The 14,023-nt window shown below is 60.0% G+C and carries 13 protein-coding genes; 8 read left to right on the forward strand and 5 right to left on the reverse strand.

Features of this window, described 5'->3' with window-relative positions; all coding sequences use genetic code 11:
• Nucleotides 1–3: 3 nt before the first annotated feature.
• On the reverse strand, nt 4–756 hold the full coding sequence (locus tag CXQ93_RS05740; RefSeq protein ID WP_104109500.1) for an ABC transporter ATP-binding protein: 753 nt from the start codon (nt 754–756) through the stop codon (nt 4–6).
• Nucleotides 757–938: 182 nt separating this feature from the next.
• On the opposite strand from CXQ93_RS05740, the gene CXQ93_RS05745 reads away from it, so the two are divergent.
• Nucleotides 939–2,051, forward strand: coding sequence for a class I SAM-dependent methyltransferase (locus CXQ93_RS05745; protein WP_104109501.1), 1,113 nt, complete (start codon nt 939–941; stop codon nt 2,049–2,051).
• Between the two features lie 77 nt (nt 2,052–2,128).
• Here CXQ93_RS05745 and CXQ93_RS05750 read toward each other — a convergent pair whose 3' ends face one another.
• Nucleotides 2,129–2,839, reverse strand: coding sequence for a FadR/GntR family transcriptional regulator (locus tag CXQ93_RS05750; protein WP_104109502.1), 711 nt, complete (start codon nt 2,837–2,839; stop codon nt 2,129–2,131).
• A gap of 225 nt (nt 2,840–3,064) precedes the next feature.
• Here CXQ93_RS05750 and CXQ93_RS05755 point away from each other — a divergent pair, with 225 nt between their 5' ends.
• From CXQ93_RS05755 to CXQ93_RS05770, 4 genes are all read left to right on the forward strand, one after another.
• On the forward strand, nt 3,065–4,288 hold the full coding sequence (locus CXQ93_RS05755; protein ID WP_258068625.1) for an aminotransferase class V-fold PLP-dependent enzyme: 1,224 nt from the start codon (nt 3,065–3,067) through the stop codon (nt 4,286–4,288).
• 66 nt (nt 4,289–4,354) lie between these two features.
• The gene (locus CXQ93_RS05760) at nt 4,355–5,656 is read left to right on the forward strand and encodes a sugar ABC transporter substrate-binding protein (RefSeq protein WP_104109503.1); all 1,302 of its coding nucleotides are present in this window, start codon (nt 4,355–4,357) and stop codon (nt 5,654–5,656) included.
• A 6-nt stretch (nt 5,657–5,662) separates the two neighbouring features.
• On the forward strand, nt 5,663–6,634 hold the full coding sequence (locus tag CXQ93_RS05765) for a carbohydrate ABC transporter permease (protein WP_258068626.1): 972 nt from the start codon (nt 5,663–5,665) through the stop codon (nt 6,632–6,634).
• Complete coding sequence (locus tag CXQ93_RS05770) at nt 6,631–7,467, forward strand: carbohydrate ABC transporter permease (protein ID WP_104109505.1); 837 nt, start codon at nt 6,631–6,633, stop codon at nt 7,465–7,467. Before CXQ93_RS05765 ends, CXQ93_RS05770 begins: the two co-directional genes overlap by 4 nt.
• Before the next feature lie 260 nt (nt 7,468–7,727).
• Here the strand turns inward: CXQ93_RS05770 and CXQ93_RS05775 are convergent, their stop codons facing one another.
• The 3 genes from CXQ93_RS05775 to CXQ93_RS05790 all read right to left on the reverse strand — a co-directional run bounded on the left by CXQ93_RS05775 (nt 7,728) and on the right by CXQ93_RS05790 (nt 11,339).
• The gene (locus CXQ93_RS05775; protein WP_181036063.1) at nt 7,728–8,435 is read right to left on the reverse strand and encodes a response regulator transcription factor; all 708 of its coding nucleotides are present in this window, start codon (nt 8,433–8,435) and stop codon (nt 7,728–7,730) included.
• A gap of 2 nt (nt 8,436–8,437) precedes the next feature.
• The gene (locus tag CXQ93_RS05785) at nt 8,438–9,778 is read right to left on the reverse strand and encodes a sensor histidine kinase (protein WP_374953393.1); all 1,341 of its coding nucleotides are present in this window, start codon (nt 9,776–9,778) and stop codon (nt 8,438–8,440) included.
• A gap of 91 nt (nt 9,779–9,869) precedes the next feature.
• Nucleotides 9,870–11,339: an SDR family oxidoreductase gene (locus tag CXQ93_RS05790; RefSeq protein WP_104109506.1), complete on the reverse strand. Its 1,470-nt coding sequence runs from the start codon at nt 11,337–11,339 to the stop codon at nt 9,870–9,872.
• 80 nt (nt 11,340–11,419) lie between these two features.
• Between CXQ93_RS05790 and CXQ93_RS05795 the strand changes: the two genes are divergently transcribed.
• From CXQ93_RS05795 to CXQ93_RS05805, 3 genes are read left to right on the forward strand one after another with little or no spacing between them, the layout of a single operon-like run.
• Entirely contained in the window at nt 11,420–11,944 is a 525-nt protein-coding gene (locus CXQ93_RS05795) for a MarR family winged helix-turn-helix transcriptional regulator (protein ID WP_146073170.1), read from the forward strand.
• The gene (locus tag CXQ93_RS05800; protein WP_104109507.1) at nt 11,944–13,038 is read left to right on the forward strand and encodes a polyprenyl synthetase family protein; all 1,095 of its coding nucleotides are present in this window, start codon (nt 11,944–11,946) and stop codon (nt 13,036–13,038) included. Before CXQ93_RS05795 ends, CXQ93_RS05800 begins: the two co-directional genes overlap by 1 nt.
• A gap of 2 nt (nt 13,039–13,040) precedes the next feature.
• Nucleotides 13,041–13,946 (forward strand): phytoene/squalene synthase family protein, encoded by a 906-nt coding sequence (locus tag CXQ93_RS05805; protein WP_104109508.1) that lies wholly within the window; start codon nt 13,041–13,043, stop codon nt 13,944–13,946.
• Nucleotides 13,947–14,023: the final 77 nt, after the last annotated feature.

Below are 14,023 nucleotides of genomic sequence, written 5' to 3' on the forward strand. Positions count from 1 at the left end.
GGCTTACGCCCCCAAGGATGCCAGCGAAGCCAGCACAGATTCGGCGGTCGGGTTATCCAAGGTACCCACTAATGCGCCGTCGTTCATGAGCACCACGCGGTCGGCGTAGGAGGCGGCCACGGGGTCGTGGGTGACCATGATGATGCTCTGGCCCATTTCGCGCGAGGAGCGGCGCAGCATGCCTAGCACCTCTGCGCCGGAACGGGAATCGAGGTTGCCGGTGGGCTCGTCGCCGAAGATGACGTCGGGGCGGGTGAGCAGGGCGCGGGCCACGGCGACGCGCTGCTGCTGGCCGCCGGAGAGCTCGTGCGGCTTGTGCGCCAGACGATCAACCAGACCCAATGTTTTGGTGATGAACGTGAACCATTCCTTGTCCACGGTGCCACCGGCCAGAGCCACGGGAAGGGTGATGTTGGCTTCCGCTGTCAGTGTGGGGACCAGATTGAAGGCCTGAAAGACGAAGCCGATCCGGTCACGGCGCAGCTGGGTTAACGCCTTGTCATTGAGCGCTGTCAGCTCGGTGTCGCCCAGGTGGATGGTGCCGCCGGTGACCGAATCAAGGCCTGCCAGACAGTGCATCAGGGTGGACTTGCCTGAGCCGGAAGGGCCCATAATGGCTGTGAATTGGCCGGCCGGGAAATCCAGGTCCACGCCCTTGAGCGCTGTCACCTCGGTTTCTCCCTTGCCGTAGGTCTTGCGCAAACCGCGGGCCTGAACCGCCATGGTGCGTTGAATGTTCTCTGTTGTGATGGTCATGGCTCCAGCCTAATTTCGGATGGCGTGGCGGGGATCGGAGCACGGTTGGAGATCTTTGGAATGTTCGACGCCGGTCCCTCCTACCGTAGTGGGAGGCGGCTGCCGCTGGGGTGCGGGAGGACGATTTCCTGAGGGCAAAGTTCCGCTGTCTCGAATCCGTTGGGAGGAGGAGAATTGTCAGCATGGTCCAGGCGATGGATGACGGCGTGGCAGCATATTCGGACAGGGTGGTCGCTGCCGTGCTGGGCTACGCGGAACTGGCAAGCATTGCGTTGGGTGACGGGCTTGGCTGGTATGCCGCGCTTGCCGAAGCCGGCGGAGCAGGGCTGACGCCATCCGAGTTGGCAGCGGGTACCGGCACGCAGGAACGCTACGCGCGGGAATGGCTGGAACAACAAAGCGTGGCGGGCTTCGTCGGAGTGGTGCAGGACGCCGGGGGCGAGGACGCCGGAACAGCTCAGGATGCCGGGCCCCGTTTCATGCTGCCGCCCGGTGCCGCCGAGGTGCTGCTGCATCCGGACTCCCTCACAACTCTCATTCCTATGGTTCGCATGCTCTGGGCAGGGGTGGCGCAGCTGCCGGAACTGCTGCAGGCATATCGGCATGGCGGCGGCGTTGGCTGGGCGCAGATCGGCAGCGAGGCCCGCGAGTCGCAGGCTGCCTGCAACAAGCCGTGGTTTGACCAGCGGCTGGGTCCGGCACTGGCGTCCGTCCCGGAGATCCACCAGGTGCTGTCCCGGGAAGGAGCGCTGATCACCGACCTGGGTACCGGCTTCGGATGGTCCACATTGGCGCTGGCGAACGCCTACCCGGGCGCCGCCGTCGTCGGCATTGACATTGACGAGCCCTCGATCGAGCAGGCGCGGAAGAACGCGCGCCGCCGCGGCATGGAGGGCCGGGTCACGTTCCGCCTCGCCGACGCGGCGGACGCCGAGTCACCCGGCAGTCAAGACGCAGTCTTCATCTTTGAGGCGCTGCATGACATGCCGTTTCCCGTGCAGGTGCTGGCCGCAGTCCGCGCCATGGTGAAGCCCGACGGCGTGGTGGTGGTCATGGATGAAGCCGTCGCCGATGTGTTTGGCCCGGACGGTGACGAACTGGAGCGGCTCATGTATGCCTACAGCCTGTTCATCTGCCTGCCCGACAGCCTGTCGACCCCGGGATCGGCGGGCACGGGGACGGTGATGCGGCAATCGGTGCTGGAGGGATACGCGGCCGGGGCCGGCTATTCTGCAGTGGAGCGCCTGCCGATCGAGGACTTTTCCGCCTTCCGCTTTTACCGTCTGCACCTATAGGACGCCCGCAAGCCGTGGTTGGGCATGGAGATAGCACCTTTGGCAATTCTGCCCAATGTGGAGCTCACGCTCCAAAGCTATCCATCGAGTGTGCCGGGCGTGGCCAGCTGAGGTTCAGGGCGAAATTTCCGCAGCCAAAACTCGCTTTGGGCGATGTGCGCAGCGGTGGCAGTTGCCGCTGAGGCTGGGTCCCTGTTCCGGATGGCTTCAAGGATATCGCGGTGGCCCCTGTTGCTCACCTCGCGCACAGTTGCTCCTTCAACGCTGTCGAAGATGTTGAAATGCCGTCCGCGGGAACGGAACAAGCTCATGAGACCTGTCAATGTGGAATTTCCGCCGGCAGTACAGATGGCTTCGTGGAAGCGAGCATCCAGATCAGAAATGTCGCCTGAGTCTTCCGTGGCTTCCATTTTGGCCGTAAGGAAATCCAATTCGGCGAGAAGTTCCGGCGTGCACTTTGCTGCGGCTCCGGCAGCGGCGTGCGATTCGAGGGCGCGGCGTATTTCAAAGAGTTCAAGGACGCTGTCAAACGGGAAGAGATCCACCAACAAAGCGAAGCCCTTGAGGATCTCGGCGGGTTCCAGCGAGGAAACGTAGGTACCGGATCCGTGCCTGGCCTCCATGACGCCCAAGGCTGACATGGCTCTGATGGCCTCACGCAATGAGCTTCTTGAGACGCCCAGTTGCGCCGCCAGCTCTCCCTCAGGGGGGCACTTTTGGCCAGGTGCCAGCTCACCGGAGGCAATTTTGGCCCGCAGCCCCTGCATGGCCGTTTCCACTGCGCTCACAGTTGAGCTCCTTAGCTAAGACGGCGGCACTATCGCCGTTGACTGAATTCATCCTATGTGTTTAAAAAGTCATCGGACAGCTTTGGTCTAAAGTCCATGGTCAGCGGGTTCAAATTGCAGAACTTTACAAAGTCATCTGATGAATTTAGTCATTAAGGTCTTGTCTTTGCTGTGAGTGTGAGATAGCTTACGTGTATTCCATCTCGATTCAACAAAAGGTCTGACGTGTCAATCTCTGCCCCGAACGCCCTCAAAGCACCACCGGCCATGCTCACCCCGGAGGGTGCTCCGGCCATGTCCGATTGGTCCATGACCGCCACTAAGATTCACCTCAATCACGGTTCCTATGGGGCAGTTCCTATCGCGGCACAGCAGCATCAGCTGCGCCTCAAAGCAGAGATGGATTTGAATCCGTGCCCCTGGTTCATGGGTCAGGCTGACATGCTGGCGCAAACACGGGTGGGGATTGCCGAATTCCTGCGCGTGCCCGCTGACGACATGGCCTTGGTGATCAATGCCAGCGCCGGTGTCACTGCCGTCTACAACTCGTTGCCCTTTGCTGAAGGCGCCGAAATTGTCACCACAGACCACACCTACGGTGCGGTGCTCGAGGGTGCAAAGCGTATTGCCCGTAAGCACAACGGCAAGGTAGCGGTGGCCTCGGTGCCACTAAACGCTGACGCCGCGTTAGTTGTAGAACTTGTCATGGCGCAGGTCAATGAACGTACTGCTCTTATTGTCATTGACCAGATCACCTCCGCCACGGCGCGCAGCTTTCCTGTGGTGGAGATCGCCGCCGCCGCCGGAAAGCTGGGGGTGCCGGTTCTAGTTGACGGCGCCCATGCGCCGGGGGTGCTGGCAAAACCGGTTCCCGACTTTGACGGGTTCTGGGTTGGCAATCTTCACAAGTTTGGCTGCGCCCCTCGAGGCACAGCCGCATTGGTGGCCCGCGGACCGTTGCGGCATCACCTGACACCCTTGATCGATTCCTGGGGCTTCCCCTATACCTTCCCGGAGAGCTTTGACCATGTAGGCACCCAGGACATCACCTCCTGGATGGCAGCCAAAACGGCGTTTGACTCGTTGGAGGAGCGGTTCGGCTGGGACAACTACCGCACGTACGCGGCATCACTGGGTGACTACGGCCAGCACATTGTGCAGAATGCCTTCTCTGCTTTGACAGGAGTAGATGCATCGGTTGATGTCGGCATGCCAGTTGATCCGCTGCGTTTGATCCGGTTACCCCGCGGTTTGGCCACAACGCACGAAGACTCACACGCTGTGCGCGCACTCATCTCCTCGGAACTGGACTTCGAAACGGCCATCACCACGTTCGGCGGAGCAGGTTATCTGCGGCTCTCCACTCATCTCTACAACACGCCAGCTGACTACGAGGCCTTCGCCGAACGTGCCGTTCCAGCGCTAGTCCGGCTCGCACAACAGCGATAACCGGATGAATACGCCACATTTTCTGCGCATCAAACAATCTCCGTACACCACATTGAAAGGTCAACAATGAAATCGAAACTCACCACCATCGCCGCACTGGGTGTTGCCGCCGTGCTGGCACTCTCCGGCTGCGGGGGAGGCTCCGGCAAGGACTCCGCGGACGGTACTGTCACCTTGAAAATGGTTGAAAGCCTGACCAACCCCACCCGAACCGACACGCTCAAGAAGCTGCTGGCTGGCTTTGAGAAAGACAACCCGAATATCAAAGTCGACCTGATTTCTCCTCCCACTGACTCGGCGGATCAGAAGATCCAGCAGATGCTGCAGTCGGGCAAGGGTATCGATGTGGTGGAGGCTCGCGACATCACGGTGGGCTCTTTCGGTGCCAACAAATGGCTATATGACATGAGCGCGGATCTGGACGGATGGGAGGGTTGGGATGACCTGACCGAGAATGCCGTCAACTACTCAAAGCAGGATGGCAAGACCTATTACATTCCCTACGGTTTCTATGGACTGTCCCTGTTCTACCGGAGCGACCTGGTCAAGGACGCGGGGTTTGACGGACCGCCTGCGAGCTGGAAGGACTTGATCACGCAGTCGGAGAAGCTCAACGATCCCGGCGCCAACAAGTTCGGCTACGCTTTCCGCGGCGGCGCCAACGCCAACTCCAACGCCGTAGCCATCATCGAGGCCTACACCGCGGATCAGGTCGACAAGGAAAATGCCTTCCTGCTCTCCAACGGCAAGACCATCTTCTCCGCTCCTGAGGCGCAGACAGCCATGGATGATTACCTTGAGCTGTTCAAGAAGGGTTCGCCTCCGTCCTCGGTCGCGTGGGGTTACCCGGAAATGGTGCAGGGCTTCAGTAATGGCTCAACCGCGTTCCTGCTGCAGGATCCCGAAGTCATCGCCACCATCAAGGAATCGACCTCGGTCAAGGAAGACCAGTGGAACGTTGCACCGCTTCTGGTGGGCCCCGCAGGCAAGGCTATTCAGCCGGTGGCATCGGCCGGATGGGGTATTGCTCAGAGCAGCGAACATAAGCCGGAAGCCGTCAAGCTCATCAAGTACCTGGCGCAGGGTGAACCGGCAACCACCTTCAGCAAGGAGAACAGCCTTGTTCCGATCCTGAAGTCAGCCGCCACAGATCCGTTCTACAGCACCGGCCCCTGGGCTGCCTATGTGACCATGACCGAGAACCCTGATACCTACATCTCCGCCGTTCAGCCGCGCGGCGTCGCCTGGTGGACCGAGTGGATCAAGAAGTCCGACGGCGAACTGCAGCGAGTACTCACGGGCAAAATGACCACCAAGGAACTGTTGACCAGCTGGGATACCTACTGGTCCGAAAAGTTGGCGGGATAATCCATCGTGGCATTTGATGCACAGCGGACGGTGACGCGCAGCTCGGAAACGGGCAGCGCGTCACCACAGCCGCCCAAGGAATATCGGCATAAGAAACGGTTCAACGCTCGAACGGCGTGGACGTTGGCGGGCTTCATGGCGCCGGCAGCTATCTTCGTGGCGATCTTTACCTACTACCCCATGATTTCTGGTAGCCAGATGGCGTTCCGGAATTGGAACCTCAACGACCTCTCAGATACCTCATGGATTGGTTGGGGCAACTTTGTCACCCTCTTCGAGAACCCGGAATTTGGGACGATCGTGCGCAACACGGTGGTCTGGGTGGTGGGCTCGCTGGTGCCCCAGGTGGTCATTGGCTTTGCCCTGGCGCTGTTCTTGAAGCGTAAGTTCAGGTTCCGTAGCGGCTACCAAGCGTTGATCTTCTTCCCTTGGGCTGTGTCCGGATTCTTGATCGGCATGCTTTTCCGCTGGATGTTCAATGCCGAGTTCGGTGTTGTCAATGACCTGTTGATGAAAGCTGGCTTCATTGATACCCCGATCCCGTGGCTGGCTGAACCAGGCTTCGCCATGACAGCAATCATCATCGCCAATATTTGGTACGGCGTAACGTTCTTCGCCATCATGATCTTGGCCGCACTTCAGTCGGTTTCCGATGAAATGTATGAAGCGGCCGCGATTGACGGTGCCGGTAAGGTCCGGACCCTGTTCAGCATCACGCTGCCGGCTATTGCTGTCACGCTCGGGTTGACCATCCTGCTGCGAATCATCTGGATTTTCAATTTCCCGGACGTCATCTGGGCCATGACTGGCGGAGGCCCAGCCGATCAAACCCACATCATCACCACGTACATGATCAAAATTACGCAGGAAGGCGATTACGGCCAGGCGTCCGCTCTGGGATTGATCGTGGTCTTCACCTTGATGCTGTTCGCAGTGTTCTACCTGATGGCCATGCGCCCCCGAAAGGCAAAACGATGATCGATAAACAAAGCATCTTCGGGCGCGTCAGCAAGATTACCTTCCTGAGCATCTGCCTCATCGTGACCATTTTCCCGCTTTACTGGATCGTCATCACCTCACTCAAGGCTCCCGGCGCCATCTATGAGCTGCCGCTGAAGTACTGGCCCAGTGAGATCTCCTTCGATAACTACATTGGGTTGTTTACGAAGTCCGACTTCGGCCGGTACATGGTCAACAGCCTCATCGTAGCCACCGTCGCATCAACCGTTGCCACCCTGATTTCTCTGCTCTCAGCCTATGTTTTGGCGCGGTTCCAGTTCGCCGGGCGCGGCGCCGTCATGGCCGCGTTTTTGCTCACCCAGATGATTCCGGGCTTCATCGCTCTGGGTCCGTTGTACATGATGATGAGCAACTTCGATCTGGTCGATTCCAAAACCGGCCTGATCCTGGTCTACATCGCCATCTGCATCCCGTTCTGCACCATCATGCTGCGCGGCTTCTTCGAAAACGTCCCCGACGCCCTCGAAGAAGCGGCCATGATCGATGGCTGTTCCCGGCTCAGTGCCCTCTTTCGCGTCCTGGTCCCTGTCATGATGCCAGGCATCGCTGCAAGCTTTATCTTCAACTTCGTCAACTGCTGGAATGAACTCTTCCTCTCAGTAACCCTGATGAACAGCGATGAGAACAAAACCATCCCCACAGCACTCGCCGGCTTCATCTCCAGCTTCAACATCGACTGGGGATCCATGTCCGCCGCCGCCGTGCTCACAGTGGTCCCGACTCTGGCAATCTTCGCTTTCGCCAGCAAATTCATCGTCCAAGGCCTCACCGCAGGCGCCGTCAAGGGCTGATCCGGACAAAGTCTCGGTAGGAGGGCTGCCGAGGGGCCCGCTGCGAGCCTGCGAGCAGGGGGAGGCAGTGAACGCGGGAGGTCACCTTTCAATGAAAGGTGACCTCCCGCCGTCGTACATGAGAGACCCTCCCTCAGCAATTGGGCACTTTTGGCAAACCCTTCCGCAATGCATTTCAAAAGGTGAGGAAGGGTTGGCCAAAACACCCCAAAAGATGATGCCGCGTTGGGAAAAACCCGCCGGAAAGTGATGCCGCGTTCTTAGCGCGGGGAGACGATGCCCGTCTCATAGGCGATGACCACAACCTGCACCCGATCGCGGGCGTTGAGCTTGGCCAGAATGTGCCCCACATGAGTTTTGACGGTGGCCTCGGAAACGAACAGCTGCGCGGCGATCTCCGGGTTGGAGAGCCCGTTGGCAATCAGCACAAATACCTCGTGTTCCCGCGCCGTGAGCCGGGCCACCGCTTCGGCATGGGCGTCATTCGCCGCGCTCGGAGCTGAGAGCATGGGCGCCACATGGTCCAGGAGTCGGCGCGTGGTGGACGGTGCAATCACGGCGTCGCCAGCGAAAACCGTCCGGATTGCGCCCAGCAGTTCCTCCGGCGGCGCGTCCTTCAGCAGGAAGCCACTGGCCCCGGCCTGAATCGCGGCCAGCGCATATTCATCCAGGTCAAACGTTGTCAGCACCACGATCTTCAGCTCCGACAACCACGATCCCGCGGCTGCCGCCTTGGTGCGCTCCATGAGCCGGCGCGTGGTCTCGAGACCGTCCATGCCAGGCATGCGCACGTCCATGAGGACCACATCTGCCGCCGTTGCCGAGAGCCCGGCCAGCGCCTCGATGCCATTGCCGGCCTGCAACACCACGCTCAGATCTGGCTGGGAATTGATGAGCATGCCAAAGCCGGAACGTACCAGTTGCTGGTCGTCGACGAGGGCCACGCGGATGGGGGAAAGGGACGTCATGATTACTGCTCCGTATAGGGGATGAATGCGCTGATGCCGAAACCGCCGCCAGGCAGCGGTCCGGCCGAAAGATGACCGTCGTAAAGCTTCACGCGCTCAGACATGCCACGCAGCCCGTTGCCGCCGGCCGCCGGGGCTCCTGAAACAGTTCGCAGCGGACCGGTTCTGGGGTGCAGCGTTTTGGTGGGCTGCCCACCTGCGTGAGGCACGACGTCGTTCCTTGCCTCGGGGGAGATCGAGGGTGACCTTGTGGGCAGTTGGGGGACGGGGTTGGTAGAGAGTGCGGCGGTGGCGCCGCGGCCGTCGTCGTGCACGGTGATGTCAAGGCCGCGCGCGTTCCAGACGAGGTGGACGGTGGATTGGACGTTGGGGCCGGCGTGTTTGATGACGTTGGTCAGGCCCTCTTGGACCATGCGGTACGCGGAAAGTTCGGCGCCCGGTGGCAGTTGGCGCCGGGCGGTGCCGGTGACAGTGAACTCGACTGGGAGTCCCGTGGCTCGGATGCCCAGCAACAATTCATCCAGATCGGCCAGGCCGGGGAGTGGCCGGGTGGACGCTTCGTCTCCGCCGCGCAGCACGCCGAGCAAGCGCCGCATTTCCTGCAGTGAGGAGCGCCCGGTCGCCGCAATCGTGGCCAGCGTTTCCGGAGCGATTTCGGGATTGGCGGCTGCCGCGTATCGGGCACCGTCGGCCTGGGTGATGATGACGGAGAGTGAGTGTGCCACGATGTCGTGCATTTCTCGGGCGATATGGGCGCGCTCATCGCTGGCGGCCAAATCGCGTTCGTGCTGGGCCTCAATTTCCAGCCGGTGGGCACGGTCTGAGAGGGCCTGTTCCCGGAGTCGTTTAGTACGGGTGAGGTCCCCGGCTGTCCAGCTGAACAAGACCAGCACCCACACCATGAGGATCAAGACGATGGTGTAGGGCAGATCGGCCAGGGAGACCATGGTGAGATCGTAAAAATAGCGGGTGACCAGCATGATGGAGCCCAGCATGGCCAAGCCCAGTCCGCACAGCGAAGCCCAGCGCGGGCCAAAAGCCGCCAGTGCGTAGACAATGAGTGGTACGGCAATATTGGACACCATGGGTGAGATGCCCAGCGCCCACTGCGCGATGGCCACGCCAGCAATGAGGAAGCCAGCCATGACCGTGCGCGTCCGCCGCCACGCCAAGGGAACTAGTAGTGCCGTGGCGAAGATTCCCGCCACCAACATCTGACCAGGGGTTCGCATGTAGCCGCCGTCGCTAATGCTCAACGGCATAGCCATGAGCCACAGCACCGACATCAAGACTACGTCCACGGCGAAGCGGTGCCGACTGAACCAGTCGTAGATGGAATGCATGATCACATATCCACCCTATGGTGTGCTGGTGTTAATAGCCTCCTGCCCTGGGTGGAGATTCTCGGTGCCGCCACCGGCTGCGCGTCGGTATTTAGGGTCTGAGTGCGGCGGCGGCAGTGATGCGACTGGCCATATTCTTGAAGATCACTCCGTGGAAGGGCAATACCGCCAACCAATACAGACGCCCCCAGAGTCCCCTCGGAAAGAAGATGGCTCGTTGGCGGAATTCACTTCCTTCCTCAAGAGCAGTGACTTCAAATTCAAGCCAGGCTTTTCCCGGAACCATCATCTCCGCACGGAGGCGCAACAGGTGCCCCCGCTCCAACGTTTCCACGCGCCACCAGTCAACGGTGTCGTTGAGCTGGAGAGAATTGGGGCTGCGTCTGCCTCGGATCAAGCCGACCCCGCCGGCGAGCTTGTCCATCCAGCCACGCACAGTCCACGCGAACGGAAGTGAGTAATAGCCGTTTTCGCCGCCAATTCCTTCCACCACGGCCCAGACCGCACTGGCGGGGACACTGGTGGTTTTCTTGCGTTCATCGGTGAACACTGTCGATCCGGCCCATTCCGGATCGCTCGGCAGGGGATCGGCCGGGGCGCTGAGGGCGTGGGCCGTTGCCCACGTTGTCTCAACCGCGTCGGCTTCGATCTTGTTGAGCGCCAATTCCACAGCCCGCTTGTAGGGCGTGAGTCCGCCGTCGGGGTCGGGGATGAAAGCCGCGATGTCCTTTTCGCTTGCTATGCAGGAGTGCTGGAGTGATTCAACCAAGGGGAGGGCCAGGCTACGCGGGACGGGGGTGACTAGATTGACCCATTGGCCCGCAAGCCATGGGGTTAGGACGGGCAAGGCGATAATGGTCGGTGGCCGGAAACCCGCGGCCAGTGCATAGCTGCGCATCATGTCTGCGTAGCGCAGTACTTCGGGCCCGCCAATGTCAAAGGTGCGGTTGAGTTCTGGTGGGAGCGAGGTAGCGCCCAAGAGGTAGTGCAGGGCGTCTCGGATGGCTATGGGCTGGATCTTATTCATGACCCACTTGGGAGCTGGCATCACGGGGAGCACATCTGTCAGATGCCGAACCATCTCAAAACTCGCTGACCCCGATCCGATCACTAGGCCGGCTTGGAGCACTACGGTGGGGGTTCCGCTCGACATGAGAATCTGGCCTACTTCAGTGCGGGAGCTCAGGTGCCGGCTGAGTTTTCCTTGAGGATGGAGCCCGGATAGATACACCAGCCGTTGCACGCCTGCTTCACGTGCCGCCTGGCCAAGATTCATGGCACAGAGCCGTTCTATTCGCTCAAAATCCGCTTCCGAGCCAGCCCCACCTGACATTGAGTGCACCAAGTAGTAGACCAAGTCTGTGCCGGCACACAGCTCGCGAGCGGTTTCGGCGTCCTGAATTGACCCTTCAACGGCGGTGACCTGATCTCGCCACGGCACATCTCTAAGTTTTGAAAGGTTCCGGCTCAGCACCCGAACCTCATGTCCGGCGTCGAGGAGTAGCGGAATGAGCCGCCCACCGATGTATCCCGTTGCGCCTGCAACAGCGATTCGTGCCATAGTGCACCTCCAGCTCGACAAAAGAGATTTCATCCACCATTATGTAGTTAGATTTTCTTAATATCAACAGGGGGATATACGTGAGCGGCGAACAAGTTTCCCCACCTCGGGGATCGATGCACCCGGCGTCGATCCTTGTGCGCGACGTTCTCGTCCTGAACGAGACCATGGAGTTCATCATGCGACGCGAGATGGACATCAATGAGACCGATTTTCAGGCCATGCAGCACCTCCTTAAACTGCGGTCCATGTCACCTGGTGAGCTGGCGCAAATGCTGCATTTGACCCCGGCCGCTACCACCACCGTGATTGATCGGTTGGTGACCAAAGGACATGTGCAACGGAGCCCGCACCCCACTGACAGAAGACGATGGCTCGTCAGCCCCAGTGCCGAGTCGGTGCAATCCGCCATGGCGATGCTGATGCCGATGGTGTTGGATGTTGATCAGGCGGTGCGCGGCTACGGTGAACACGAACAGCGCGTCATTGTTGACTTTCTCTCCGGGGTGGTCCAGTCCATGTCCAGCAGGATTGCCGCCTTGGAGCAGCAAAGCGAAGCAAATCACGATCAACCGCACAAAGGAACAGCGAAAGGCGAGCTGTGATGCCATCCACCAAGCATTCTCTGAACAACTTTGGGACTCTTCAGGAGGACGCACTGGACTGGGACGGGTTCAAGACCCAGATTCAGTCCTCTCTTGACAAGTATTTTCTGGACCATGGTGCCCGAGCCCAGAACTACTCGCCAGCGTTCGCCCAGTTGTGGGCAAGCATGTCCACGGCCACCCGCGGCGGAAAATGGATGCGGCCTCGCCTGGTGTTTTTGACGTACTCGGCGTTCGGTGGAGTCGATCATCGGGCGTGCGGTGATTTGGCCGCAGCTTTTGAGATTCTCCATGCCGCGCTGCTGGTGCACGACGACGTCATCGATAGGGATTTTGTTCGACGCGGCGTTGCCACCTTGGGTGCCGAGTACCGCGATAGGGCGGCGGGCCTGGGGCATACCGCGGACGACGCCGATCACGCTGGCTATGCTGCGGCCATCATTGCCGGGGACTTGCTCCTGACAGGATCCCTGCGCATGGCCACCGCCGCGGCCTTGGGGCACCCCCACAGCGGTACCATCCTTGAAACCATGCACGAGGCAATTTTCGCCTCGGCTGCCGGTGAATTGGATGACCTTCTTTTCTCCTTAGGCGGACTGCGGGCAGAAATGCCGGAAGTGTTGAACATGGAACGGCTCAAGACGGCCGTCTACTCCTTTGAAATGCCACTTCGAGCAGGCGCACTCTTGGCCGGGGAAACCCTCGCAACCGCTGATGCCTTAGCCGCTGTAGGGCGTGACATCGGCATTGCCTACCAAATTATCGACGACGTCTTGGGCACCTTTGGTGAATCCGCGGTGACAGGAAAATCAGTTGACTCAGACTTGCGCGAAGGGAAGCGAACCATTCTGACCACCTTTGCCGCCGGTGCCCAAGAGTTCACCACCGTGACGGAATCGTTCAAGCGTGGAGCGGTCGACACGGACGCCATGAGGAAAGTTTTGCAGCAGCTGGGAGCGCCGAACTTTGCTGTTGGACTGGCGGAATCATTGGTGGCAGATGCCTTGGACAAGGCCCAAGAACTTGATCTGCCAGCATCGTTGTACGCCGAACTTTCGGCGCTGTGTGACTACGTCCTGACAAGGAGCAGCTGACCATGAGACTGGATCCATTGGGACATTATTCTGACACCGCCACCCGCAGTGCCAGCGTGGTGATTGGCAGCTATTCGACCTCGTTCGGCTTGGCATGCTTGATTCTGGGCGCCAAGGATCGCCGTCACATTGAGAACATCTATGCCCTGGTGCGGGTTGCTGATGAAGTGGTGGACGGGGCCGCGGCAGCAGCCGGACTGAACACCGATGCAGTCTGTTGGCAGCTGGATAATTTGGAGGCTGAAACGGAGCGAGCCATGGGCTGTGGATACAGCACCAATATGGTGGCGCATGCCTTCGCTCTCACAGCACGCACAACCGGTATCGGCACGGACCTGACACGGCCGTTTTTTGAATCCATGCGCACCGACGTGCTCAAAACTGTGCATTCTGCGGATACCTTGGCCGCCTACATCTATGGTTCTGCCGAAGTGGTGGGCTTGATGTGTCTGAAGGTCTTCCAGTCCATGAAGGGCGCTACCGGTGGCCACGATGCAGAATTGGTCCATGCAGCACGCAGCCTGGGCGCCGCGTTCCAAAAGGTGAATTTTCTACGTGATCTGGGCGCTGATAGTGCCGATCTAGGACGCTTCTATTTCCCAGGTCTTGATCCTGCCGCCTTCAATGACGGTCATAAGCACGAGCTTCTCGATGACATTCGCAGCGATCTGGCCGCGGCCCGCGCAGGCATGGTGTTCCTGGCGCCGCCAGCTCGACGCGCGGTGCGTCTTGCCCATGATCTCTTCCTGACCCTCGTGGACAGGATTGAGAAGGTCCCGGCTGCGGAACTGGCCCAAGGACGGGTTCGGGTTCCCGGGTGGCACAAGGCCTTCATTTGTGTGCGGGTCCTCGCTAACGCAATGCCTTCCAGTATTTCGAAAGAACTACCCCAGGCGGTCTCCTCGTGAGCGCCAAGGTCCCCTTCAGTGGGGGAGGCCGTGGCCGCTCCGCAACCAAGCACGGCCGGCAAGCGCGGCAGAAACGT

The organism is Arthrobacter sp. N199823 (genome assembly GCF_002929705.1).
Classification (GTDB): Bacteria; Actinomycetota; Actinomycetes; order Actinomycetales; family Micrococcaceae; genus Specibacter.